The following is a 21,205-nucleotide window of genomic DNA, read 5'->3' as shown; positions in this document are numbered from 1 at the left end:
GTTTGATTTGGTGATTTCTGGGAAGGCTTTTTTAAATTGATAGCCCTGTGTTTTTTGTTAATTTAAGCCCTTTTACTGAGACCTTTAATAGGAGAAAAGTTAAGATTTACTTGAATAAAACCGGTTTAAATTTTACCCAGATTTTGGGGATGAGATTGTCCTGACCTATCCTTATGGTTCTCAAAAGGCAACTTTTTCAATCAATTTGGATACAATGTGGTATTTCTGGTAATAGAATTAGGCATAACCAATTCCAAAAAAGTAGGCACAAAAAAAGGCATCCCTGAACGGGATGCCTTTTGAGGTCGAGAGCGGATTCGAACCGCTGTACAAGGTTTTGCAGACCTCTGCCTAGCCACTCGGCCACTCGACCTTTTTATTTATCGAAGCGCAAATTTAGGCATTTAATGTTGGCTTTTCAAACGTTACCGCTAAAAAATATCAGGAGTTTTTCACCAAATGCTGGAGTTAAAATCACTCTGAAACGAAATGTTAATTGGTGTGGACGAGATTATTTTTTAAATTATTTAAAAATCAACTTATTTATAACTGTTCTAAATTAAAAAATGCTTCAGGTATACCTATTCAACCAACTGTAAAACAACGAATTAAATACTATATTTAGTTTTTGTTCTCCAAAATTGTTCTATGCTCTTCAAGTTTGAAAAATAGAAGTTGGGTGGTACATTTGTGGGGAATTTGTATTGCACTGAGAAAATCTGAAAAAAGTACACATAACTATGTCGATCAAACGCTCATTATTAGGGGTTTCAATTCGCGTATGCCATCTGATGGTCTTGATATTCCTATTTTCAGGGATTCAGGCATATGCGGTGGACCCTGAAGTTCCGGATAGCGAAGAAGCTATATCCGCGGGTCAGTCCATTTTTAATGCCAACTGTAAAACCTGCCATAGACTCGATCAGAAATTGATCGGTCCTGCCCTTAGGGGAGTTACTGATAGGAGGGAGTTGGCTTGGATAAAACAATTTATTACCAACTCACAAGTATTGGTTCAAGGAGGAGATGCTGATGCAGTAGCTCTTTTTAAAGAATTCAATAACACGGTCATGCCTGCGCATGATTTTTTAAGTGACGGCGACCTAACGAATTTGCTTTCATACATTGAGTTCGGGGACAAAGTCGACCCAGCAGCAGCGGCAGCAGCGGCTGGAGCTGAAGGTGGAGAAGCAGCTAGTTCGGGAGGAGGAATTCCTAACGAATACCTGACCATAATTCTTGTAGTACTTGTAATCGTGCTGGTTCTAGTATTGGTTGTATTGGGACTTATCGTTTCAGTATTGACAAAATACATGAACAAGAATGATGATCTGGATGAGGACGATAAAGCTTTTATCAACCAAAAAACAGATTATAAAGGCATCTTTAAAAGTGACGGCATGATCATTATTGTCACGGCTATCGTGCTTGCATTTGTTGTAAAGACAGCCATTAATGGCTTGTATACAGTAGGTGTTCAGCAAGGATATGCGCCAAGCCAACCAATTGCTTATTCACATGAGCTTCATGCAGGTCAGTATGAAATCCCTTGTCAATACTGTCATACAGGTGTAGAAATCGGAAAGTCTGCAAACATTCCTTCCGCTAACATATGTATGAACTGTCACATGCACATTCAAAATGTGGAAGGCAAAGATGGCATTTCTCCTGAGATAGCAAAAATATACGATGCAGTAGATAATAATAAACCTATAGAATGGGTAAGGGTGCATAACCTTCCTGATTTGGCTTATTTTAATCACTCTCAGCACGTTGTTGTAGGTGGTGTTGAATGCCAAACTTGTCATGGACCTGTCGAGGAAATGGAAGTAGTTTCTCAATACAGTGCATTAACCATGGGTTGGTGTATTGATTGTCATAGAAATACTGAAATCGACACACAGGGCAATGAGTATTATGACAAACTCGTGCAATTGCATTCAGAATCCTCTAACGATGCTTTGAAAGTCAAAGACATTGGTGGTTTGGAATGTGCAAAGTGTCACTATTAAATCTTTACGAACATTCTTTTCTTTAATATAAAATGAAAGAAAATAAAAAGACATATTGGAAAGGGTTAGAGCAGTTGACAAACGATCCCGAGTTTGTTAAAAATGCTGATCAGGAATTTCCTGGCTTTACCTCAAAAAGTAATCAAAAGGAAGATGGAAGTTCCACTAGAAGGGACTTTCTAAAAATGATGGGTTTCAGTGTGGCTGCGGCTTCACTGGCAGCTTGTGAGGCTCCGGTAAGAAAAGCCATTCCTTATGTCAACAAACCTGTTGATATCAATCCTTCTGTTCCCAATTATTACGCATCTACCTTTTCAAAAGGTGGGGACTACGCTTCTATTGTGGTTAAAACCAGAGAAGGTAGGCCTATAAAAATCGATGGTAATAAATTGTCACCGATTACTAAGGGTGGAACAAATGCTATCGTGGAAGGATCAGTATTGTCACTTTATGACGATGCAAGATTAAAAGCCCCTCAAATTGGAGGCAATGCTGTTGAATGGGCTGCATTGGATAGTGAACTTTCTGGAAAGCTTAAAAGCGCTGGAGCAATTAAAATAATCAGTAATACCATTTTATCTCCTGGTACAAACAGGGCGATAAGAGCATTTGCTGATCAAATGGGTAATGTTGAACTCATTACTTATGATCCTATCTCCAACTATGGTATCACCAAAGCGAGTGAGACCTATTATGGAAGCAGTATTCTTCCTTCTTATCATTTCGATGAGGCTAAAATAATTGTCAGCTTTGGAGCTGATTTTTTAGGTTCATGGATTTCTCCGATTGAATTCGCGAGACAATATGCTCAGGGAAGGAAGATTTCTAAGGAAAACCGTAATATGTCAAGGCATTTCCAGTTTGAGTCTACACTTTCTCTTACAGGATCTAATGCTGACTATCGTACACCAATTACAGCGTCCCAAAGTGGCCTTGCTGTGTTGTCTTTGTACAACCTGATTGCAAAAAAAGCTGGTGCAAGTACTGTTTCGGGTGCTAGTTTAGAAATAAATCATTTAGCAAAAGCTGCTAACGAATTGTGGGCCAATAAAGGCGCATCTCTTGTCGTATCTGGATCAAATGATCCAAATGTTCAAGTGGTGATTCACGCAATCAATGAGCTTCTAGGAAATAATGGAAGTACAGTAGACTTTCAAACGCCAGTATATTTCCGTAAAGGAGATGACAACAGGATGAAGCAATTCGTCACTGAATTGAATGCTGGAAAAGTTGGAGCTGTAATTTTTTACAATTGCAATCCAGTTTATGACTTCGGTGGAGGGCAAGAAATTGCTGCTGCTATAAGTAAAGCTAAGGTTTCTGTTTCCACTTCCGAAGTGAAAGATGAGACGGCTTCATTTGTACAATATCTTGCTCCGGATCATCACTTCCTTGAATCTTGGAATGATTTTAATCCTAAAAAAGGAGTTTATAGTTTGGCTCAGCCAGTAATCTCTCCATTGTTTAATACCCGTCAGGCAACTGAAAGCTTTTTAAAGTGGGCAGGAAACAATACTTCATATTATGATTTTCTTCGCGAAGACTGGGAAGCTACTTTTGCTTTCCAAGGATTAGAAGGCGATTTTCAGTCCTTCTGGGATAAATGTCTATATGATGGGATCTATGAAATGGCCAATACTTCAGAAGACAGCGAAACCACTGCTGCTCTTGCAGTAACTGGTGACATCAATGCTTCTGCTTCAGCAATAGGCAAATCCTATCAGGCGCAGGGTTCAGGTACAGAACTTATTGTTTATACCAAAGTAGGTATAGGCTCAGGTGCCTTTGCCAACAACCCTTGGTTACAGGAAATGCCGGATCCAATATCAAAAGCTACTTGGGACAATTACCTTACGGTATCTCAAAAGTGGGCCAATGCTAATGATCTGAAGATGTATGAAGGAGGCACTAAATTGGCAAATGTTTCTGTCAATGGTCAAACTTTCACTGTGCCAGTTTTGGTTCAACCAGGACAAGCTGACGGAACCTTTGGTCTTGCATTAGGCTATGGTAGAACAGCAGCTGGAAGAGTAGCTGATGGAGTAGGTTTTAATGCCTATGCTTTATTGAACGCTTCTAAAGGATTTGTTGATTACGATATAACTGAAGGTGTAAGTGTAAGCCTTACGGATGAATCTTACAAAATAGCACAGACACAAACGCACCAGACCTACATGGGAAGGAGTTTTGTTGTTCAAGAAGCTACTTTAGGTGAATACCAAGAGGATGCTAGTGCTGGAAGGTACCACCCAGAAATATATAAAGACGGCGAATTTGTCAAGCCAAGTAAAATCTCACTTTGGTCTGGTCATAAATACAGCCAACACCATTGGGGATTAGCAATAGACATGAACTCCTGTATAGGATGTTCAGCTTGTACAGTTGCATGTCAGGTAGAAAATAACGTAGCCGTTGTAGGTAAGCAGGAAGTTCTTAACAGGAGAGAAATGGCCTGGATAAGAATTGACAGGTACTACAGTTCACCTGCAGAAGCTTCTTCCACTACGGAATTAGAAGAAGCAGCGGACAATCCTGAGGTTGTTTTCCAACCGATGATGTGTCAGCATTGTAACAATGCACCTTGTGAGACTGTGTGTCCGGTAGTTGCTACTACGCATAGTTCTGAAGGACTAAATCAAATGACTTATAACCGTTGTATCGGTACTAGGTATTGTGCCAACAACTGTCCTTATAAAGTAAGAAGATTTAACTGGTTTAAATACCATGACAATAAGGATTTTGCAGGAGTAAATACCGCTCAAAACGATGATTTGGGTAAAATGGTACTTAATCCTGATGTGACGGTAAGAGCGAGGGGTGTAATGGAAAAATGCTCCATGTGTGTTCAACGAATTCAGGCTGGGAAACTGACTGCAAAACGTGAAAACAGGAAAGTGAAGGATGGTGATATAAATGTTGCTTGTGCAGTATCTTGTCCTACTGAAGCGCTTGTTTTTGGAGACATGAATGATCCTCAATCTAAAGTGTCAAAAATGTTGAAAATTGAAGAAAACAGTACGGACGCTATCAAGGAGGTAAATGAAGAAAGGGCGTACCATGTATTAGAGGAAATCAATGTCAGCCCTAATGTTTGGTATTTTACCAAAATCAGAAATAAGGACAAAAACGAAGCTTAAAAAACAAAATAATAAGATATGCAGGTTACTTCACCCGTACGCGATCCGCTTATTACCGGCGGTAAGACTTACAAGGACGTCACCAATGATATTGCCAGGCATGTAGAAGGTAAGCCAACCAAAAGTTGGCTGATTGGATTGGCAGTTTCGTTGACTGTTCTTTTAATAGGCAGCTTGGCACTGGTTGCTACCCTTTGGGAAGGAATAGGAATGTGGGGACTTAATAAAACTGTAGGCTGGGCCTGGGACATCACCAACTTTGTGTGGTGGGTAGGTATTGGTCACGCAGGTACACTTATATCGGCCGTATTGTTGCTCTTTAGACAAAAATGGAGAACATCCATTAACAGAGCAGCGGAAGCCATGACGATCTTTGCCGTTATTTGTGCTGCAATCTTTCCATTGATACATATGGGAAGGCCGTGGATTGGAGCCATTTGGGCGCTTCCATTGCCAAATACATATGGATCACTGTGGGTGAATTTTAACTCTCCACTACTATGGGATGTATTCGCGATCTCAACTTACTTCTCTGTATCCCTTGTATTTTGGTATATCGGTTTGATTCCTGATTTTGCTACTATTAGAGATAGAGCTACAGGAATTAGAAATACCATATATGGTGCATTGAGTTTTGGATGGGATGGTGGTGCTAAGACCTGGATGAGGTATGAGAGTGTTTCACTTATCCTTGCAGGACTTGCAACTCCCTTAGTACTTTCTGTACACACAATTGTATCCTTTGACTTTGCTACTTCAGTAATACCTGGATGGCACACTACTATCTTCCCTCCTTATTTTGTGGCAGGTGCCATTTTCTCAGGGTTTGCCATGGTGTTGTCCTTGATGATTGTCACCAGAAAGGTATTTAAGCTTGAAGACTACATTACAATGGGCCATATTGAACTGATGAATATTGTAATCATCGTCACTGGTTCTATTGTAGGTATTGCTTATATCACTGAATTCTTTATCGCTTGGTATTCCGGTGTAGAAGCAGAACAATATGCATTTATTAACAGGATGTTCGGACCTTACTGGTGGGCATACTGGTCTATGATGACCTGTAATGTGATTTCCCCACAATTGTTCTGGTTCAAAAAAATCAGAACCTCAATTGTAGCTACTTTTATATTATCTATAGTGGTGAATATTGGGATGTGGTTTGAAAGGTTTGTTATTATCGTAACCTCTTTGCACAGAGATTACCTTCCTTCTTCATGGGTAATGTTTTATCCAACCATTACAGACGTTGGAATATACCTATTCACTTTCGGATTTTTCTTCACCTGTTTCTTGTTGTTTGCCAAATTCTTCCCAGTGATCAACATGGCAGAGATCAAAGCTGTATTAAAATCTTCATCTGAAAAAACAACTAAATAATCATGGAAAGAGATAAAAACTTTATCCTGGGGATCTTTGATGATGAGGACATTCTTAAGAATGCTGTCAGAGAAGTAAGAGCTGCAGGAATTAAAATACATGAGGTGTTTTCCCCATACCCAGTTCACGGATTGGAAGATGAGTTGGGATACAAAAAAAGTAGATTACCAGTAGCTGCATTTCTATTTGGATTGTTAGGAACTACTTTGGCATTGACCATGCAATTTTATATGATGAAATTCGATTGGCCAATGATAATCGGTGGTAAAGACCACGCTGCTTTTCCTGATTTTATTCCGGTGACTTTCGAATTGACAGTTTTGGTAGCAGCTTTTGGAATGGTAGGCGTATTCATGATCAGTAGTAACCTGAAACCATGGGGACAGCCTAAGATTTTTGATCTCAGAAGTACAGATGACAAGCACGTTATGGCCATTGATATCGCTAATAATGCTGCTGTAGATTTGGAAATAATTAAAGGTGCTCTGAAAAATTCAGGGGCATCGGAGGTGAACAGTAAAAGTTTTGATTAAGTAATCTGTAGCAAATGAAAATTATATCATCAATATATTCAATAGCTGTAATCGGGGTATCACTAGGGCTTGCTTCTTGCAGTGCTGAGGGTGATTATCCAGGTACGGAGTATGCTCCTCAGATGTATCATTCAGTTCCTTATGAAGGCTTAAGCCAGATCACGAACGAAGAAGAAGGGCAATGGTTATCCACTCGAGAGGATGGAAAAGGAGAGTTTTTCAACAGCAATACAAATAACCCGAATAGAATGAATATGCGGGAGCCTGTAGCCAATACTGTTCCAAGAAATAAAGAAGGTATTTTGCCTTACAGATTAAAAGTTGCCGACCTTGAAGGTGCAGCTTCTACTCAAAATCCAATTCCTCTTAATGATGAAGTATTGGCTGATGGTAAGAGGTTGTTTGTCCAGTATTGTACTCCTTGTCATGGAAGTGGCGGAGAAGGTGATGGAAAAGCTGGTATGGTAATAGGTGGTGTTGCTAATTTAAAAGGTGGAGCCTACTTAAATTTATCCGAAGGCCATATTTTCCATGTTATCACTCATGGTAAAGGTAGGATGGGAGCTCACGGCTCGCAGATTACTGCTGACAGAAGGTGGGAAATTGTACACTATGTTAAACAAGAAATTCAGAAGCAATAATGGCACAGGGAAGCAACTACAATTTGGATCAAAAATTTGATTTTACCGCCTCGGTAAAGAAAGTGATTTTCATACTTGGTGGTATCGGTGCGCTTTTATTGGTATTCGGTATTATCATGGCTGCTACTGGTGGACATGGACACGGAGAAGAAACTGGGCATGGTTTTCATTGGACGCAAAGGTTATATGCTAACCTTTGGATAAATAATGTGTATTTCACAGGGATTGCGATTATAGGAGTGTTTTTCTTCGCTATTCAATATGCTGCTCAGGCAGGTTGGTCTACCGCTTTACTTAGGGTCATGTTGTCCTTAGGTTATTGGCTTCCAATTGCTGCAGTTTTAATGTTGGTAACTTTCTTTATAGCCAATCATGATCTGTTTCATTGGACTCATAGCTATGTTTTTGACAAGGCAGGAGATCATTATGATAGAATAATTGACGGAAAAGGAAGTTTCTTTTACTGGCCAATGGAAAAAGGTACCTTCCCGATATTTTATATCGTTCGTATGGTATTGTTCTTTGGCTTTTGGGTTTTCTTTTTTAACAAACTTAGAACCCTTTCTAACGAAGAAGACCTTCATGGAGGAACAACTTATTGGCACACCATAAGAAAATGGTCAGCTATATTCTTGATCTTTTTTGCTGTTTCTTCCTCTATAAGCGCTTGGGATTGGGTAATGTCTATTGATACACACTGGTTCTCAACATTGTTTGGTTGGTATGTCTTTGCTTCTTGGTTTGTTGCTGGTTTGTCGGTAATTACCTTAATAACCATATTCCTAAAAGAGCAAGGATACCTGGAGATGGTCAATCAAAATCATATCCATGATCTTGGAAAATTTGTTTTTGCTTTCTCTATTTTCTGGACTTACATATGGTTCTCTCAGTTTTTACTGATTTATTATGCCAATATTCCTGAAGAGTCTGTCTATTTTATTGAAAGACTTTCCAGTGATGTGTATGGTTCTTACATATTTGTTAACCTAATATTAAACTTTGCCTTACCATTTTTGGTTCTTATGACAAGGGATGCTAAAAGGCATAATATATTCCTTAAGGTTGTATGTACACTCATTATTGTTGGGCACTGGGTTGATTTCTTCTTGATGGTTCAGCCAGGTACTTTGGGACATAATGGTGGAGTTGGTTTAATGGAAGTAGGAATGTTGTTGGTTTATGGGGCTGCTTTTGCTTTTGTAGCATTGTCTAACTTAGCAAAACACAACCTTATTCCGAAGAACCATCCGATGTTAGAGGAAAGTTATCATCATCACATTTAATTTAATTCCGAAACAGTTATAATTATGTACGGATTTCTTATTTCAATAGGTGTAGTACTCCTGATCATGGTGATCTGGATGGTCTACAGAATTCAAACCCTGATCTCGGTCGCTAAAGGGTCTGATAAAAAAATTGCTACTACCAGTAATAAAGTAAACGCCATTTTATTCATGGTGTTTCTTATCGGGATTGGTGGCTGGATGGTTTGGTATTCTGTTAAAGAATTTCACAATTACCAGTTACCAATAGGTTCAGAGCATGGTATTGTTACAGACAGGTTGTTTTGGATAACCATGGCTGTTACTGGTTTTATTTTCATTCTTACCCATATCCTATTGTTTTGGTTTAGTTACCACTACCGATACGATGAAAAACGAAGAGCAGCATTTTACCCTGACAACAATAAGTTGGAGATTCTTTGGACGCTTGTACCTGCTGTAGTACTAACCGTTTTGGTTATATCTGGTTGGAAAGCTTGGACTGATATCACTGGACCAGCGCCTGACAATGCGCATGTAGTTGAGATCATGGGATATCAGTTCGCATGGGACGTTAGGTATCCAGGGGCTGATCAACAACTGGGAAACTATGATTATAGGCTTACTACTGCTACCAATTCAAGAGGGATTGACTTTACAGACAAAAATGCTTTCGATGATTTCCCTTCGCAAAGTGTAGTAATTCCTAAAGGAGAGCCTGTATTGTTCAATATTAGAGCAAGAGATGTATTGCATTCAGTTTTTGCACCGCATATGCGATTAAAAATGGATGCTGTACCAGGCATGCCTACAAGATTTTGGTTTGTACCCAACAAAACGACCGAAGAGATGAGGGCAGAGTTGGGCGATGAGGAATTTGAATTTGAAATTGCTTGTGCTGAGGTTTGTGGCAATGGTCATTTTTCTATGAGAAAAGTAATCACGGTTGTAGAGCCTGAAGAATATAGAAAGTGGTTTGCAGAACAAACTCCTTTTATAAAGAGTAATCCGGATCTTGTAGCCGACCTTCCTGTAGAACTTAAGGAATTGGCCGAGATTTATATAAACGAAGAATAACTTAGCGAATTAATTATAAATACCATGGCAGTAGCAAACGTTTCAGCTCATGATGCAGCATCTACACATGATGATCATGACCATGAGCACCACGATAACTTCATAACGAAGTATATATTTTCAACTGACCATAAGATGATTGCGAAGCAATATCTTGTGTCTGGTATATTTTGGGCATTTATTGGTGGTTTTCTTTCTGTATTATTTCGATTGCAGTTAGGATTTCCTGATATGGATATGTCCTTCCTTAAACCTATTTTAGGTGGATGGATTGATGCAACTGGAAAATTGGATCCTACCTTTTACCTGGCTTTAGTCACCATGCACGGAACCATCATGGTTTTCTTTGTATTGACGGCGGGTCTTAGTGGTACCTTTTCCAACTTTCTAATTCCATTACAAATTGGAGCCCGAGACATGGCTTCAGGATTTATGAACATGTTGTCCTACTGGTTCTTCTTTCTTTCCGGTGTGATTATGTTCATTTCCTTGTTTTTGGAAAAAGGCCCTGCAGGTGGGGGATGGGTAGTTTATCCACCATTGTCTGCACTGGAGCAAGCAATTCCTGGTTCTGGTATGGGTATGACTCTATGGTTAATCGCTATGGTTTTCTTTATTGCCTCTTCATTGATGGGCGGTATAAACTATATCACTACCGTAATCAACCTTCGAACAAAAGGAATGTCATTTTCTAGATTGCCATTGACTATCTGGGCATTCTTTCTTACAGCAGTTATTGGATTGTTGTCTTTCCCAGTTTTATTCTCTGCCGCCTTATTGTTAGTTTTTGACAGAAGTTTTGGTACCAGTTTTTACCTAGCTGATATTTATATCGGTGGTGAAGCCTTGCCGAATACAGGAGGTAGTGCTGTATTGTACCAGCATTTGTTCTGGTTCTTAGGTCACCCTGAAGTGTATATTGTGCTATTGCCTGCATTAGGGATTACTTCTGAAGTAATAGCAACCAATTCAAGGAAACCTATTTTTGGCTACAAAGCAATGATTATATCCATGTTGGGTATTACTATATTGTCTTTCGTGGTATGGGCGCATCACATGTTCGTGTCAGGTTTGAATCCATTCCTAGGCTCAATCTTCATGTTCCTTACCTTGATTATAGCAGTGCCATCTGCAGTTAAAGTATTTAATTACTTGACTACATTGTGGAGAGGTAACTTGAGATTTACGCCAGCCATGTTGTTTTCTATAGGCCTTGTTTCTTTCTTTATATCAGGTGGTTTGACAGGTATTTTCTTGGGTAATTCCGCTATTGATATTCAATTGCACGATACTTACTTTGTTGTTGCTCACTTTCACCTGGTGATGGGTGCCGCTTCGTTCTTTGGAATGCTTGCAGGAGTTTACCATTGGTTCCCTAAAATGTTTGGCAGGATGCTAGACGAGAAATTAGGTTATGTTCATTTCTGGCTTACATTTGTTGGTGTTTACCTTGTGTTTTTCCCAATGCACTACATTGGTATCGCTGGTTTCCCAAGAAGGTATTACAGCTGGACAAACTTCTCTTTTGCAGACATGTATACTGATTTGAACATGTTTGTATCTGTAGCTGCAATAATTACTTTCTTTGCTCAGTTTATCTTCGTGTTTAACTTCTTTTACAGTATGTACAAAGGAAGAAAAGCAAGTTCTAATCCGTGGCATTCTAATACTTTAGAATGGACTACACCAGTAGTGCCTGGTCATGGAAACTGGGTAGGAGAAATCCCAACTGTTTACAGATGGCCATACGATTATAGCAAACCTGGATCTAAAGAAGATTTTATTCCTCAAACTGTTCCACTTTCTGCTACTCCGGAATCTAATCTTCCTCATGAAGCAAAACTTGTTCAATTGGAAAAAGAAATAATGGCTGAAGAAGGAGAAGTATTGGTAACTAATGAGTCAAAAGAATCTTAATAATATTAACAGCTTCCGTAGTGTATGTTTCATCACTACGGTGGCTGTTTTCCTTCTTATTCTGATTGGTGGTATAGTTAGAAGTACGGGCGCTGGAATGGGTTGCCCTGACTGGCCGAAATGTTTCGGGAGTTGGGTGCCTCCAACATCAGAAGATCAACTTCCAACAAACTACCCTGAAATCTATGTTACCAAAAGAGTTGAAAAGAACGAGCGTTTCGCTTCTCTTTTAACTACTCTTGGATTTGACCATTTGGCTGAAGAAATAAGAAACGATGAAAGTATTCTTGTTCAAGAACCATTCAATGCTACTAAAACCTGGATTGAGTATATAAATAGACTCGCAGGTGCAATTATTGGATTGCTTATAATATTGACTTTGATTTATTCTTTTAGGTTAAAGTCTGTTGATCCAAAAATTATGTGGCTTTCAATTCTTTCTCTGGTTTTGGTGTTGTTTCAAGGTTGGTTGGGCTCTATAGTAGTCTCTACTAATCTTCTTCAATGGATGATAAGTGTCCATATGATTGTCGCTCTTTTCATGGTTTGCCTTCTCCTGTATATTTATCATTTATCTGGCAGATACGCAAACAAAACGAAACGTGCTGACTTGCCAATTGAAATTTCAACCAAATATCGTTGGATACTTGGTTTGGGCATTTTGTTAATGGTTGTTCAAATAATCCTTGGTACCCAGGTAAGGGAACAGATTGATGTAATAGCAGGTAACGCTGCTTATTTGAATAGATCATCATGGATAGGAGAGTTAGGCCTTACCTATTATATTCATAGGACTTATTCCTTGGTTATACTAGGCCTACATTTATTTATTGGTTATAAGTTATTCCCTTTTAGGGAACGAAATAATAAAATGAGTAACCATTATGTATTGCTGATGTCATTGTTTGTTGCGGTTATTTTATCCGGTACAATAATGGCTTATTTTGGAATACCAGCATTCATTCAACCTGTGCACTTGTTCTTGGGTTCGTTGATTATTGGATTTCAATATTTTATTTGGCTTGAATTAGGGCAAAGTGAAAAAGACCCTATAAATATTGCTTTATCATGAGTACTCTAGGTTTATCAGAAAAATTGTTGTGGGATAGTGTTGCCATGAGGTTTAAAGCCTATTTGGAGTTAATTAAATTCAGATTGTCTGCTTTGGTTACCTTCTCTGCTGTATTTGGTTTTATTTTGGGACACCATGGTCAGAATTTTTCTTGGGGTGGTTTCATTGGATTTGTTATAGGTGGCTTCCTTATTACTGGAGCGTCTGGTGCAGCCAATGAGATAAAAGAAAGAGAAATTGATAAGTTAATGACAAGAACCAAAACGCGCCCTCTTCCAATGGATGTTATTTCCGTTAGAGAAGCTTATTGGTTTGCTGTTATTACCGCTGTTTTAGGCATATTCCTTTTGGCATTTTTCACCAACATGTTGACCACCGGATTAGGTATCCTAAGTATGGTGTTGTATGTGTTTGTGTATACGCCACTCAAGAGGGTTGGTCCTATTGCTGTATTAGTAGGAGCTATTCCTGGTGCAATGCCTCCTTTACTTGGATGGACAGCTGTGACAGGAAGCATTTCTTATGAAGCATTGATCATTTTCGGTATTCAATTCATCTGGCAATTCCCCCATTTTTGGGCAATCGCCTGGGTAAGTGATGAGGATTATAAAAGAGCAGGTTTTAAACTGCTTCCTTCTGGAGGACAGAAAGACCTTAATACTGCTATTCAGATAATGATCTATACCTTGTTTTTGTTGCCTCTTGGACTTTTACCTACCTATTTCGGGTTGACGGGTATAAATTCCGGGATTGTAGCCACCATTTGTGGGGTATTGTTCTTGGCACAAACCTTTTCTTTAATGAAAGATTGTTCCAGGAAATCAGCCTTGAAAATTATGTTTGGTTCATTCTTGTACCTTCCTATAACACAAATTGCTTACTTACTAGATAAAGTGTAACATGGAAGAGAATCTAACATTTATTGAAGGAGCGGAACAACCGCTATCCATGCATCCTAAAAAGTTTGCACTCTGGTTGTTTATTGTGAGTGTGGTGATGGTATTTGCAGGAATGACAAGTGCATATATCGTTAGACAAGGAGAAGGTAATTGGCTTGAATTTGACCTTCCAAATATCTTCTGGTATACATCAGGAATAATCGTTTTATCTAGTATTAGTTTACAATGGGCTTATTCTTCTGCCAAAAAGGATAGCTTTAATAACCTTAAAATTGGACTTCTTATTACCCTGGTTTTAGGAATAGCCTTTCTAGTAGGACAATGGTACAGTTGGGAAGCCCTTGTGGCTGAAGATGTGTATTTTGTAGGTAATCCTTCAGGGTCCTTCATGTATGTTTTTACTGGCTTGCATGCAATACATCTTATTAGTGGTGTGATATTTCTAATAATTGTATTAATTTCGGCTTTAAGGAATGAAATACACTCTCAAAAATTGGCACAACTAGAAATGTGCGTCACCTTTTGGCATTTTTTGGGAGGTCTTTGGCTTTACCTGTTTATGTTTTTGCTTCTAAATCATTAAAATATAAGTTAATTTACTAATTATGTCTTCGACTGCTATTGAAATTCAATCAAAAAGAGGCGTTTGGGGTGGAGGTAACGAACCACTAAAAGCGAGCTACGGTAAGCTCATGATGTGGTTTTTTCTCCTCTCAGATATTTTTACCTTTACAGCCTTTCTTATTACTTATGGTGCCATTAGGGTGAGTTATCCTGCTTATTCGGGAGAAGTTGCCGATTTTGTGAGTTCTAATGAACATTGGCCTATTCCTGAAATGATATTTGATGCCGTACCGTTTGTTCACGGTGGTCATTTCCCTCTTGTTTTTGTTGGGTTGATGACTTTTATCTTGATTATGAGTTCTGTGACCATGGTTCTTGCAGTAGAGGCTGGACATAGGAATGATAAAAATGACGTTGTTAAATGGATGCTTTGGACACTTTTGGGAGGTATGACTTTCCTTGGTTGCCAGGCTTGGGAATGGACTCACTTTATTCACGGCACAGACGAAGGTGTTGTGATGACTTATGTCAACTCTTTGAATAATGTAGTGTCTGAAACTGTATATGGTGCCAATTTGCTTGTCAACGAATATGGTCCGGCGCCTTTTGCACAATTGTTTTTCTTTATTACCGGGTTCCATGGTTTCCATGTTACCATAGGTGTTTTCTTGCTGTTTTTAGCATTTTATCAGGCGGCTGTAGGTGTTTACGAAAACCGAGGTCATTATGAAATGGTTGAGAAAATTGGCTTATACTGGCACTTTGTAGATCTAGTATGGGTATTCGTATTTACCTTCTTCTATTTGATCTAGAAATATAAACTTATAATATAATGGAACACGTTAATAAAAATGGGATGGAAGTAATTCCAAGAGATCCTGCGAAAATTAAAAAAATCTGGCTAACTGCATTGATTTTGTTAGTAATTACTTCCGTGGAGTTTGTATTGGCATTTACCATGGAACGAGGTTTTTTATTGTACTTCATTTTCATCGTTCTTACTGTTGTGAAAGCCAAGTATATTATGATGGAGTTTATGCACTTAGGTGAAGAAGCTAAACCATTGTTTTATTCCATCATTGTACCCCTTATTTTCTTGGTTTGGCTGATTATAGCTTTAATGAAGGAAGGCGTTGAGATTTTTGGAGTGCGGTGGTAATACCATTTAAAAAATATTAAAAATTGAATGGTTGAAGGGGAATCTTCAACCATTTTTTTGTTGTAGTACTGTATGAAAATGTTGCGAGTTATTCAGGTGCTGGTATTGGTCTGTGTATTGATGATACCGGTTTTAATAATCCTATTTTTAAGGGGATTTTCTTCAAATCAATATGATATTCCAATCCTATATCAAAACGGTGTTGATGATCCTTTTGGTCAATGTGATTTTAAAGACAGTACCCAACATTACATTCCTGATTTTACCTTTACCGATCAACTAGGAAGAAGTGTAGGTAAGGAGGAAATGATGGGGAAGATTACTGTTGTAGACTTTTTCTTTACCAGTTGCCCTAGTATATGCCCTGTGATGTCAAATGAGATGGAAAGGGTTCAGGATGTATTTCGGGATGAGGACAATGTACAGATATACTCAATTAGCATAGACCCTGAGTATGATAACCAAGAAGTTTTATTTGACTATGCCAAGGAACATTCAGCAACAAAGGACAAATGGTTTTTTCTGAATGGGCCTATGGAAGAAACCTATAATCTGGCGAGGTGTGGTTTTATCCTTCCTACCATAAGTGGTGGTGCTGTACCTGAGGATTTTGTTCATAGTGATAAGTTTGTTCTCATAGATGAGCTTGGGCGGATCCGAGGTTATTATAGTGGTACCAAAAGAGAAGGTGTGGATCAATTGATTTTAGAAACAAAAATTTTGCTTCATGACAAAGAATAGTTTAAACATGGAATCTAACGAAAAAACGATTTATAAATGGATAACCGTTATTTCCATATTGGTGCCAATAGCTGTTGCTGTACTTTTGTTTATGCCCTCAAAGGTTAACACTCAAGAAGATTGGGTATATTTTCTTCCCCATTTGAATGCTGTTATTAATTCATTTGCTTCAGTCATGCTTCTTTTAGGTCTTTATTTCATCAAGAATGGTAAAATAGGATGGCATAAGATGTCTATGTCAGTGGCTTTCGGACTCGGGGCTATTTTTCTTGTCAGCTATATTATTTATCATTCTGCAGCTGAAAGTGCTTCTTTTGGTGGAGAAGGATGGATTAGATGGGTTTACTACCCACTTCTTATTACCCATATAATTTTGGCTGCCGTGGCTTTATTCCCAATTCTTCTCGCCTATTACTATGGAATGACCGGTAAGTATGACAAGCACCGCTCAGTTGTCAGGTATGCTTTTCCAATATGGCTATATGTCACTGTATCAGGTGTAATAGTGTATTTGATGATAAGTCCGTATTACACTCATTGAGGAGTTTATCTCCTAAACTTTGCCTATCTTTAAACAAAGGTTTAACCAAAACGTTTACAATTAAAATGAAAAATTCTTTCAAATTTCTGTTGGGTGTTTTCCTTATGTTAGGGGTTTCAGTGCAAACCACTTTAGCGCAATGTGCCATGTGTAGAGCCACTATCGAAAACAATGTTAGTAATGGGGATACTACGGTAGGTGCCACGCTTAATCTTGGAATTCTTTATCTTTTTGTTGCCCCCTATGTATTGCTAAGTGTTTTAGGATATTTTTGGTATAAAAATGCCAGAAGGAAGAAAAAACTTTCTTTATAGACAGGGCTTTTAAATTATCGAATAGTTCTGAGGCTTACCTTCCAAAAAGTGCAGGTCTTTTGCAAAATCATTTTTTGAGTTTATCTTAAACTTAGGTTTCAAAAGATTTTCCCAACACCTAATTAGAAAGTGATTGTGACAAGTAATAGATTGTCAAAAACTTTAATTGGCTATTACGTATAAAAAGGGACCATCCACGCAAGATTAATTGCAATGTTAAGAAGAAGAAGGCTACTATTGGTTTTGTCGATTGTTCTCTTGGGAATAGTGCTGTCCGTAAATTTCTTTATGGATGGAAAACATCAAGCTGACCATGGGCAGTATAAAGTGCGTCTTGAAAGGCGTTTGGCCTCCGTGATTAATGGGTTTGATAAAGACTACGAGCAAATTTCAGGAAGTGCCCAAAATGATAAATTGCTTACTTTTAAAAGTCTCAATATCGACCATGAGTTTCACTTTTATTTGTTCTCTCAAGAAGGTGAATTGACGTACTGGTCCGATATAGACATGGTGCCAGATTTCAATAACTTTTCTACCTCAAAAGAGTATCAACTTCTCGATAACAACAGAGGCATATATTTCACCAAGCTTAGAAAACTTACCCGTAATAATAAAGATTATTGGGTGCTACAAGTTCATCCTTTTTTCGATAAGGTAGAGATAGACAATGAATACCTCGAAAGTGGCTACAATCCGGATATTTTTGGAAACGATAGGTTTTTATTGTCAGGCTCACCAAAAGAGAACTACCAGGAAATACATTTTGATGGGGAATACCTCTTTTCCATTTTTTTCAGGGTTGGCTATGATCCTCCTGGAAAATCTATTAATCATACTCTTTTAATATTTTTCTTTTCATTACTAGGGCTTGTATTGCTTATTGGAGGTGGATTTGTTTATACTTTGTGGTCAAAAGGGCAAAAAAATTCTTGCAACCATTTATACCTTTATTATTCTTTTTTGTGTAAGGGTAATTATGCTTTCCTTTCGTTTTCCCAATGATTTTTTTCAAACGGGGATTTTTGACTCCAGTCTTTATGCATCCTCTCGGCTAAATCCTAGTTTAGGGGACCTACTATTGAATGTAATATGCTATTTGGTTGTATTGATCATGATTATTGCAATTTTAAGTAGAAGGCGGGTAGCTATCTCTTTTATCAATTTCCGAAAAAAATATCCTTATTGGCTTAATCTTGCCTGTGCCTATACTTTGTCCACTATTTTAATGTTTCTGGTATTTTACCTGTATTTAAATATTGTTGAAAATGCGCAATGGAATTTGAATATAGGTGCTATCCCTAGTTTTGACTACCTGAAAATTGTAAGCTTGTTTGTTGTTTTTTTAGGAGGTGCCGCCTACCTATTGTTTACGATTATTGGGTTAAATATGGTGTTATTCAAAAGCACCAAAAATCAATCTTACCCATTAAAAGTATTGGTGATTTTCGTTTTGCCCTTTTTAGTTTTTCTTCTCTTTTACAACTTTGTTTTATTCATCGCTTTTATTGCGCATATTATTCTCTTGGTGGCGATCATTAGTTTTAAGCTTTATGAAAGCTTGTTTAAACTTGATTTCAACACCTTTCTGATGTTTTTCTTTGCTTGCTTGATAGGCGCTGTAATTACTGGAGCTGCCGCTTATCAGGACCTTAGATACGATGAGGTTAGGTCTAAAGTTAAGTTTGCCAATAATGTTATGCTTGATAGGGATGTCATGGGAGAATTTTTACTAGAGGACATCCTGACAAGAATTGGTGATGATGCCTTCATTAAAAGTAGGCTTTCTGACCGATTGCTTTCCAAAGATCCTATCGAAAGGAAGATCAAGAAAATTTACCTGGCTGGATATTTTGATCAATACAGGCAAGAAGTTAGTGTTTTTGGCCAGTTGGGACAGCCTGTTTTGGGACAAGGTAAAACAGTTGACCTTGCTGAATATAAAAAACGATACATGAACAGTGATTATGCTACTCAGGTTCATAATCTTTATTTTATCAAATCTACAGAGACCAATACGGGAAATAGATTTGTGGCTTTTATTAAAATACAACGTAACAATGATTTTCTGGGCACTATAGTCATAGAGCTAAACCAGCAAAGAATTGAATCTGGTAAAGCATTTCCCAAATTACTGATGGACAATAAATACGTGTCCAACTACATAGAACGAGATTTTGATTTTGCTATTTTTGAGGAAAATGTATTGAGTTATAGCTCAGGTATTTTCAGCTACCAAGGGGTAGATATGGAAGATATCCTGGACCATAAAGAAATATTTACTACAGGGGTTCTATTTAATGGGTACCACCATTTAGCGGTTGAGTACAATGACAAAGTTATCGTAGTCTCTTCCCGGCAATACCCTAACAATTACATTCTAGCGGACATAGCTTTTCTTTTTGTAGCGTTCCTGATTTTCACCCTTTTGTCTGTATCCGTATTCCTTCTATTGATGGGGATAAACCAGCTGAGGTTCAATTATGCTACCAAACTGCAATTGTACCTGAATTTTGCATTTTTCTTCCCGATGTTGGTCATAAGTGTAATTGCATTGGGGTTTTTAAGTCATTCTTACACTGAAGATTTACATAGGCAATATTATCAAAAGGCAGGGATAATAAGAGATAATCTAGGACGAGATCTTGGCGGAGAGCAGTTCAATACCTTGAACAGAGATGACATTAATGGAGAACTTTACGCTTTGGCAAGCGCTACTGATGCCGACATTAACCTTTATCTTCCTGATGGGATTCTTATGGCGACTAACCAACCGACCATTTTTGACAAGAAAATATTAACCCATTATTTGCACCCAAAAGCCTACGCCGCCATTATTGAGTCAATGGAAAACCGATTGCTACAAACCGAGCAAGTAGGAGGACTGCAATACAAAACCGTATACCTGGCGCTTAAAAATGGAGAAAACCAAAGACTTCAAGCCATAATAGCCATTCCTTTTTTTGAATCAGAGGAAGAATTGAATGTTATGATCACAGAGGTGTTCAGTAATATTCTGATCATTTTTGTTGTCATTTTCCTCCTTTTTCTAATTATTTCCTATTTCGTTTCTAAAAACCTAACCCATCCATTTAAGCTTCTGACTCAAAAGCTTAAAGATACTGATCTGGAAAACAATGAATACATGGTTTGGCCGGCGAAAGATGAAATAGGCTTGTTGGTCAATGAATACAACAACATGTTGTTTAAGCTTGAATCAAGTAAGAAGGTTTTGGCTTCAAACGAAAAAGAGTCTGCCTGGAGAGAAATGGCAAAACAGGTAGCCCATGAGATAAAGAATCCTTTAACGCCAATGAAACTTACCCTCCAGCATTTATTGCGGCTGCAAGCGGCAAATAAGCTAGACACTGGTCAGGCATTGGTAAACCCCATAAATTCAATCATTCATCAGGTAGACACCTTAAGTGATATCGCTAGTTCTTTTTCGACATTTGCCAAAATGCCTCTTCCTAAAAACCAGGAACTTGAATTAAGAAATGTGGTGTTTGAAACCATTTCTATATTTTATAACAGAGAGGATGCTGATATCGAACTAGAAGACCTTACCAATGAAGGTACCTCGACTAAAATAATGGGAGACCCTAAATTGTACAGTAGGGTTATATCCAATCTTGTCATCAACGGAATACAAGCTGCTGTAGAAGGCAAAAAATCGAAGGTACTTGTTCAGTTGGTTTTTGAAGGGGAGGCCCATATAAAATTAGCCATCAAGGACAATGGTAAAGGGATTTCTGAAGAATTAAAAGACAAGGTTTTCATGCCGAATTTCAGCACAAAAACGGATGGGTCAGGATTAGGTTTGGCTATTGCCAAAAGAGGGGTAGAAACGGCCGGTGGTAAGATATGGTTTGAGACATCGACTGAGTCAGGAACGACCTTTTTTCTCCTATTTCCTCTAATCCCATGATTCCCTGATTAATTGAGAGGAATTGTTT

At 38.2% G+C, this 21,205-nt stretch carries 18 protein-coding genes and 1 tRNA gene; 18 read left to right on the top strand and 1 reads right to left on the bottom strand.

Annotated features, from left to right (window positions below):
* Positions 1 to 302: 302 nt before the first annotated feature.
* Positions 303 to 373, bottom strand: a tRNA-Cys gene (locus tag ADICYQ_RS24565).
* A 367-nt stretch (positions 374 to 740) separates the two neighbouring features.
* Here ADICYQ_RS24565 and ADICYQ_RS24560 point away from each other — a divergent pair.
* The 18 genes from ADICYQ_RS24560 (at position 741) to ADICYQ_RS24480 (ending at position 21,177) form a co-directional block, all read left to right on the top strand.
* Positions 741 to 2,012: a c-type cytochrome gene (locus tag ADICYQ_RS24560; protein ID WP_040418089.1), complete on the top strand. Its 1,272-nt coding sequence runs from the start codon at positions 741 to 743 to the stop codon at positions 2,010 to 2,012.
* 32 nt (positions 2,013 to 2,044) lie between these two features.
* The gene (locus ADICYQ_RS24555) at positions 2,045 to 5,149 is read left to right on the top strand and encodes a TAT-variant-translocated molybdopterin oxidoreductase (RefSeq protein WP_020888437.1); all 3,105 of its coding nucleotides are present in this window, start codon (positions 2,045 to 2,047) and stop codon (positions 5,147 to 5,149) included.
* An 18-nt stretch (positions 5,150 to 5,167) separates the two neighbouring features.
* On the top strand, positions 5,168 to 6,532 hold the full coding sequence (nrfD, locus tag ADICYQ_RS24550; protein WP_020888436.1) for an NrfD/PsrC family molybdoenzyme membrane anchor subunit: 1,365 nt from the start codon (positions 5,168 to 5,170) through the stop codon (positions 6,530 to 6,532).
* 2 nt (positions 6,533 to 6,534) lie between these two features.
* Positions 6,535 to 7,065 (top strand): DUF3341 domain-containing protein, encoded by a 531-nt coding sequence (locus ADICYQ_RS24545; protein WP_020888435.1) that lies wholly within the window; start codon positions 6,535 to 6,537, stop codon positions 7,063 to 7,065.
* A gap of 14 nt (positions 7,066 to 7,079) precedes the next feature.
* Positions 7,080 to 7,706: a c-type cytochrome gene (locus tag ADICYQ_RS24540; RefSeq protein ID WP_040418088.1), complete on the top strand. Its 627-nt coding sequence runs from the start codon at positions 7,080 to 7,082 to the stop codon at positions 7,704 to 7,706.
* A complete protein-coding gene (locus ADICYQ_RS24535) occupies positions 7,706 to 8,989 on the top strand; it encodes a hypothetical protein (RefSeq protein ID WP_020888433.1) in 1,284 nt (427 codons plus the stop codon). The genes ADICYQ_RS24540 and ADICYQ_RS24535 overlap by 1 nt, the downstream gene beginning before the upstream one ends.
* 24 nt (positions 8,990 to 9,013) lie before the next feature.
* The gene (locus ADICYQ_RS24530; protein ID WP_020888432.1) at positions 9,014 to 10,045 is read left to right on the top strand and encodes a cytochrome c oxidase subunit II; all 1,032 of its coding nucleotides are present in this window, start codon (positions 9,014 to 9,016) and stop codon (positions 10,043 to 10,045) included.
* Between the two features lie 24 nt (positions 10,046 to 10,069).
* The gene (locus ADICYQ_RS24525) at positions 10,070 to 11,962 is read left to right on the top strand and encodes a cytochrome c oxidase subunit I (protein WP_020888431.1); all 1,893 of its coding nucleotides are present in this window, start codon (positions 10,070 to 10,072) and stop codon (positions 11,960 to 11,962) included.
* Positions 11,943 to 13,034: a COX15/CtaA family protein gene (locus tag ADICYQ_RS24520; protein WP_020888430.1), complete on the top strand. Its 1,092-nt coding sequence runs from the start codon at positions 11,943 to 11,945 to the stop codon at positions 13,032 to 13,034. The genes ADICYQ_RS24525 and ADICYQ_RS24520 overlap by 20 nt, the downstream gene beginning before the upstream one ends.
* Complete coding sequence (gene cyoE, locus ADICYQ_RS24515) at positions 13,031 to 13,933, top strand: heme o synthase (RefSeq protein ID WP_020888429.1); 903 nt, start codon at positions 13,031 to 13,033, stop codon at positions 13,931 to 13,933. Before ADICYQ_RS24520 ends, cyoE begins: the two co-directional genes overlap by 4 nt.
* Position 13,934: 1 nt before the next feature.
* The gene (locus ADICYQ_RS24510) at positions 13,935 to 14,516 is read left to right on the top strand and encodes a cytochrome c oxidase subunit 3 (protein ID WP_020888428.1); all 582 of its coding nucleotides are present in this window, start codon (positions 13,935 to 13,937) and stop codon (positions 14,514 to 14,516) included.
* A 22-nt stretch (positions 14,517 to 14,538) separates the two neighbouring features.
* Complete coding sequence (locus tag ADICYQ_RS24505) at positions 14,539 to 15,309, top strand: cytochrome c oxidase subunit 3 (RefSeq protein ID WP_020888427.1); 771 nt, start codon at positions 14,539 to 14,541, stop codon at positions 15,307 to 15,309.
* A gap of 20 nt (positions 15,310 to 15,329) precedes the next feature.
* Positions 15,330 to 15,656 (top strand): cytochrome C oxidase subunit IV family protein, encoded by a 327-nt coding sequence (locus tag ADICYQ_RS24500; RefSeq protein WP_020888426.1) that lies wholly within the window; start codon positions 15,330 to 15,332, stop codon positions 15,654 to 15,656.
* 72 nt (positions 15,657 to 15,728) lie between these two features.
* Positions 15,729 to 16,397: an SCO family protein gene (locus tag ADICYQ_RS24495; protein ID WP_020888425.1), complete on the top strand. Its 669-nt coding sequence runs from the start codon at positions 15,729 to 15,731 to the stop codon at positions 16,395 to 16,397.
* Positions 16,384 to 16,938: a DUF420 domain-containing protein gene (locus tag ADICYQ_RS24490; protein ID WP_040418087.1), complete on the top strand. Its 555-nt coding sequence runs from the start codon at positions 16,384 to 16,386 to the stop codon at positions 16,936 to 16,938. Before ADICYQ_RS24495 ends, ADICYQ_RS24490 begins: the two co-directional genes overlap by 14 nt.
* 65 nt (positions 16,939 to 17,003) lie before the next feature.
* Positions 17,004 to 17,252 carry a hypothetical protein gene (locus tag ADICYQ_RS24485; RefSeq protein ID WP_040418086.1) on the top strand — a complete coding sequence of 83 codons (249 nt, stop codon included), beginning with the start codon at positions 17,004 to 17,006 and terminating at the stop codon, positions 17,250 to 17,252.
* 213 nt (positions 17,253 to 17,465) lie between these two features.
* Positions 17,466 to 18,254: a hypothetical protein gene (locus ADICYQ_RS29180; RefSeq protein ID WP_235114901.1), complete on the top strand. Its 789-nt coding sequence runs from the start codon at positions 17,466 to 17,468 to the stop codon at positions 18,252 to 18,254.
* A 109-nt stretch (positions 18,255 to 18,363) separates the two neighbouring features.
* The gene (locus tag ADICYQ_RS24480) at positions 18,364 to 21,177 is read left to right on the top strand and encodes a sensor histidine kinase (protein WP_020888421.1); all 2,814 of its coding nucleotides are present in this window, start codon (positions 18,364 to 18,366) and stop codon (positions 21,175 to 21,177) included.
* Positions 21,178 to 21,205: the final 28 nt, after the last annotated feature.

The sequence above is a fragment of the Cyclobacterium qasimii M12-11B genome, from assembly GCF_000427295.1.
GTDB lineage: Bacteria > Bacteroidota > Bacteroidia > Cytophagales > Cyclobacteriaceae > Cyclobacterium > Cyclobacterium qasimii.
This window is presented reverse-complemented; position numbering and strand designations above follow the sequence as displayed.

Excerpts from the sequence above, each read along its gene's own strand:
- ADICYQ_RS24560 (WP_040418089.1), top strand. The coding sequence starts at position 741 with ATGTCGATCAAACGCTCATTATTAGGGGTTTCAATTCGCGTATGCCAT.
- ADICYQ_RS24555 (WP_020888437.1), top strand. The coding sequence starts at position 2,045 with ATGAAAGAAAATAAAAAGACATATTGGAAAGGGTTAGAGCAGTTGACA.
- nrfD (WP_020888436.1), top strand. The coding sequence starts at position 5,168 with ATGCAGGTTACTTCACCCGTACGCGATCCGCTTATTACCGGCGGTAAG.
- ADICYQ_RS24545 (WP_020888435.1), top strand. The coding sequence starts at position 6,535 with ATGGAAAGAGATAAAAACTTTATCCTGGGGATCTTTGATGATGAGGAC.
- ADICYQ_RS24540 (WP_040418088.1), top strand. The coding sequence starts at position 7,080 with ATGAAAATTATATCATCAATATATTCAATAGCTGTAATCGGGGTATCA.
- ADICYQ_RS24535 (WP_020888433.1), top strand. The coding sequence starts at position 7,706 with ATGGCACAGGGAAGCAACTACAATTTGGATCAAAAATTTGATTTTACC.
- ADICYQ_RS24530 (WP_020888432.1), top strand. The coding sequence starts at position 9,014 with ATGTACGGATTTCTTATTTCAATAGGTGTAGTACTCCTGATCATGGTG.
- ADICYQ_RS24525 (WP_020888431.1), top strand. The coding sequence starts at position 10,070 with ATGGCAGTAGCAAACGTTTCAGCTCATGATGCAGCATCTACACATGAT.
- ADICYQ_RS24520 (WP_020888430.1), top strand. The coding sequence starts at position 11,943 with ATGAGTCAAAAGAATCTTAATAATATTAACAGCTTCCGTAGTGTATGT.
- cyoE (WP_020888429.1), top strand. The coding sequence starts at position 13,031 with ATGAGTACTCTAGGTTTATCAGAAAAATTGTTGTGGGATAGTGTTGCC.
- ADICYQ_RS24510 (WP_020888428.1), top strand. The coding sequence starts at position 13,935 with ATGGAAGAGAATCTAACATTTATTGAAGGAGCGGAACAACCGCTATCC.
- ADICYQ_RS24505 (WP_020888427.1), top strand. The coding sequence starts at position 14,539 with ATGTCTTCGACTGCTATTGAAATTCAATCAAAAAGAGGCGTTTGGGGT.
- ADICYQ_RS24500 (WP_020888426.1), top strand. The coding sequence starts at position 15,330 with ATGGAACACGTTAATAAAAATGGGATGGAAGTAATTCCAAGAGATCCT.
- ADICYQ_RS24495 (WP_020888425.1), top strand. The coding sequence starts at position 15,729 with ATGAAAATGTTGCGAGTTATTCAGGTGCTGGTATTGGTCTGTGTATTG.
- ADICYQ_RS24490 (WP_040418087.1), top strand. The coding sequence starts at position 16,384 with ATGACAAAGAATAGTTTAAACATGGAATCTAACGAAAAAACGATTTAT.
- ADICYQ_RS24485 (WP_040418086.1), top strand. The coding sequence starts at position 17,004 with ATGAAAAATTCTTTCAAATTTCTGTTGGGTGTTTTCCTTATGTTAGGG.
- ADICYQ_RS29180 (WP_235114901.1), top strand. The coding sequence starts at position 17,466 with ATGTTAAGAAGAAGAAGGCTACTATTGGTTTTGTCGATTGTTCTCTTG.
- ADICYQ_RS24480 (WP_020888421.1), top strand. The coding sequence starts at position 18,364 with ATGATTATTGCAATTTTAAGTAGAAGGCGGGTAGCTATCTCTTTTATC.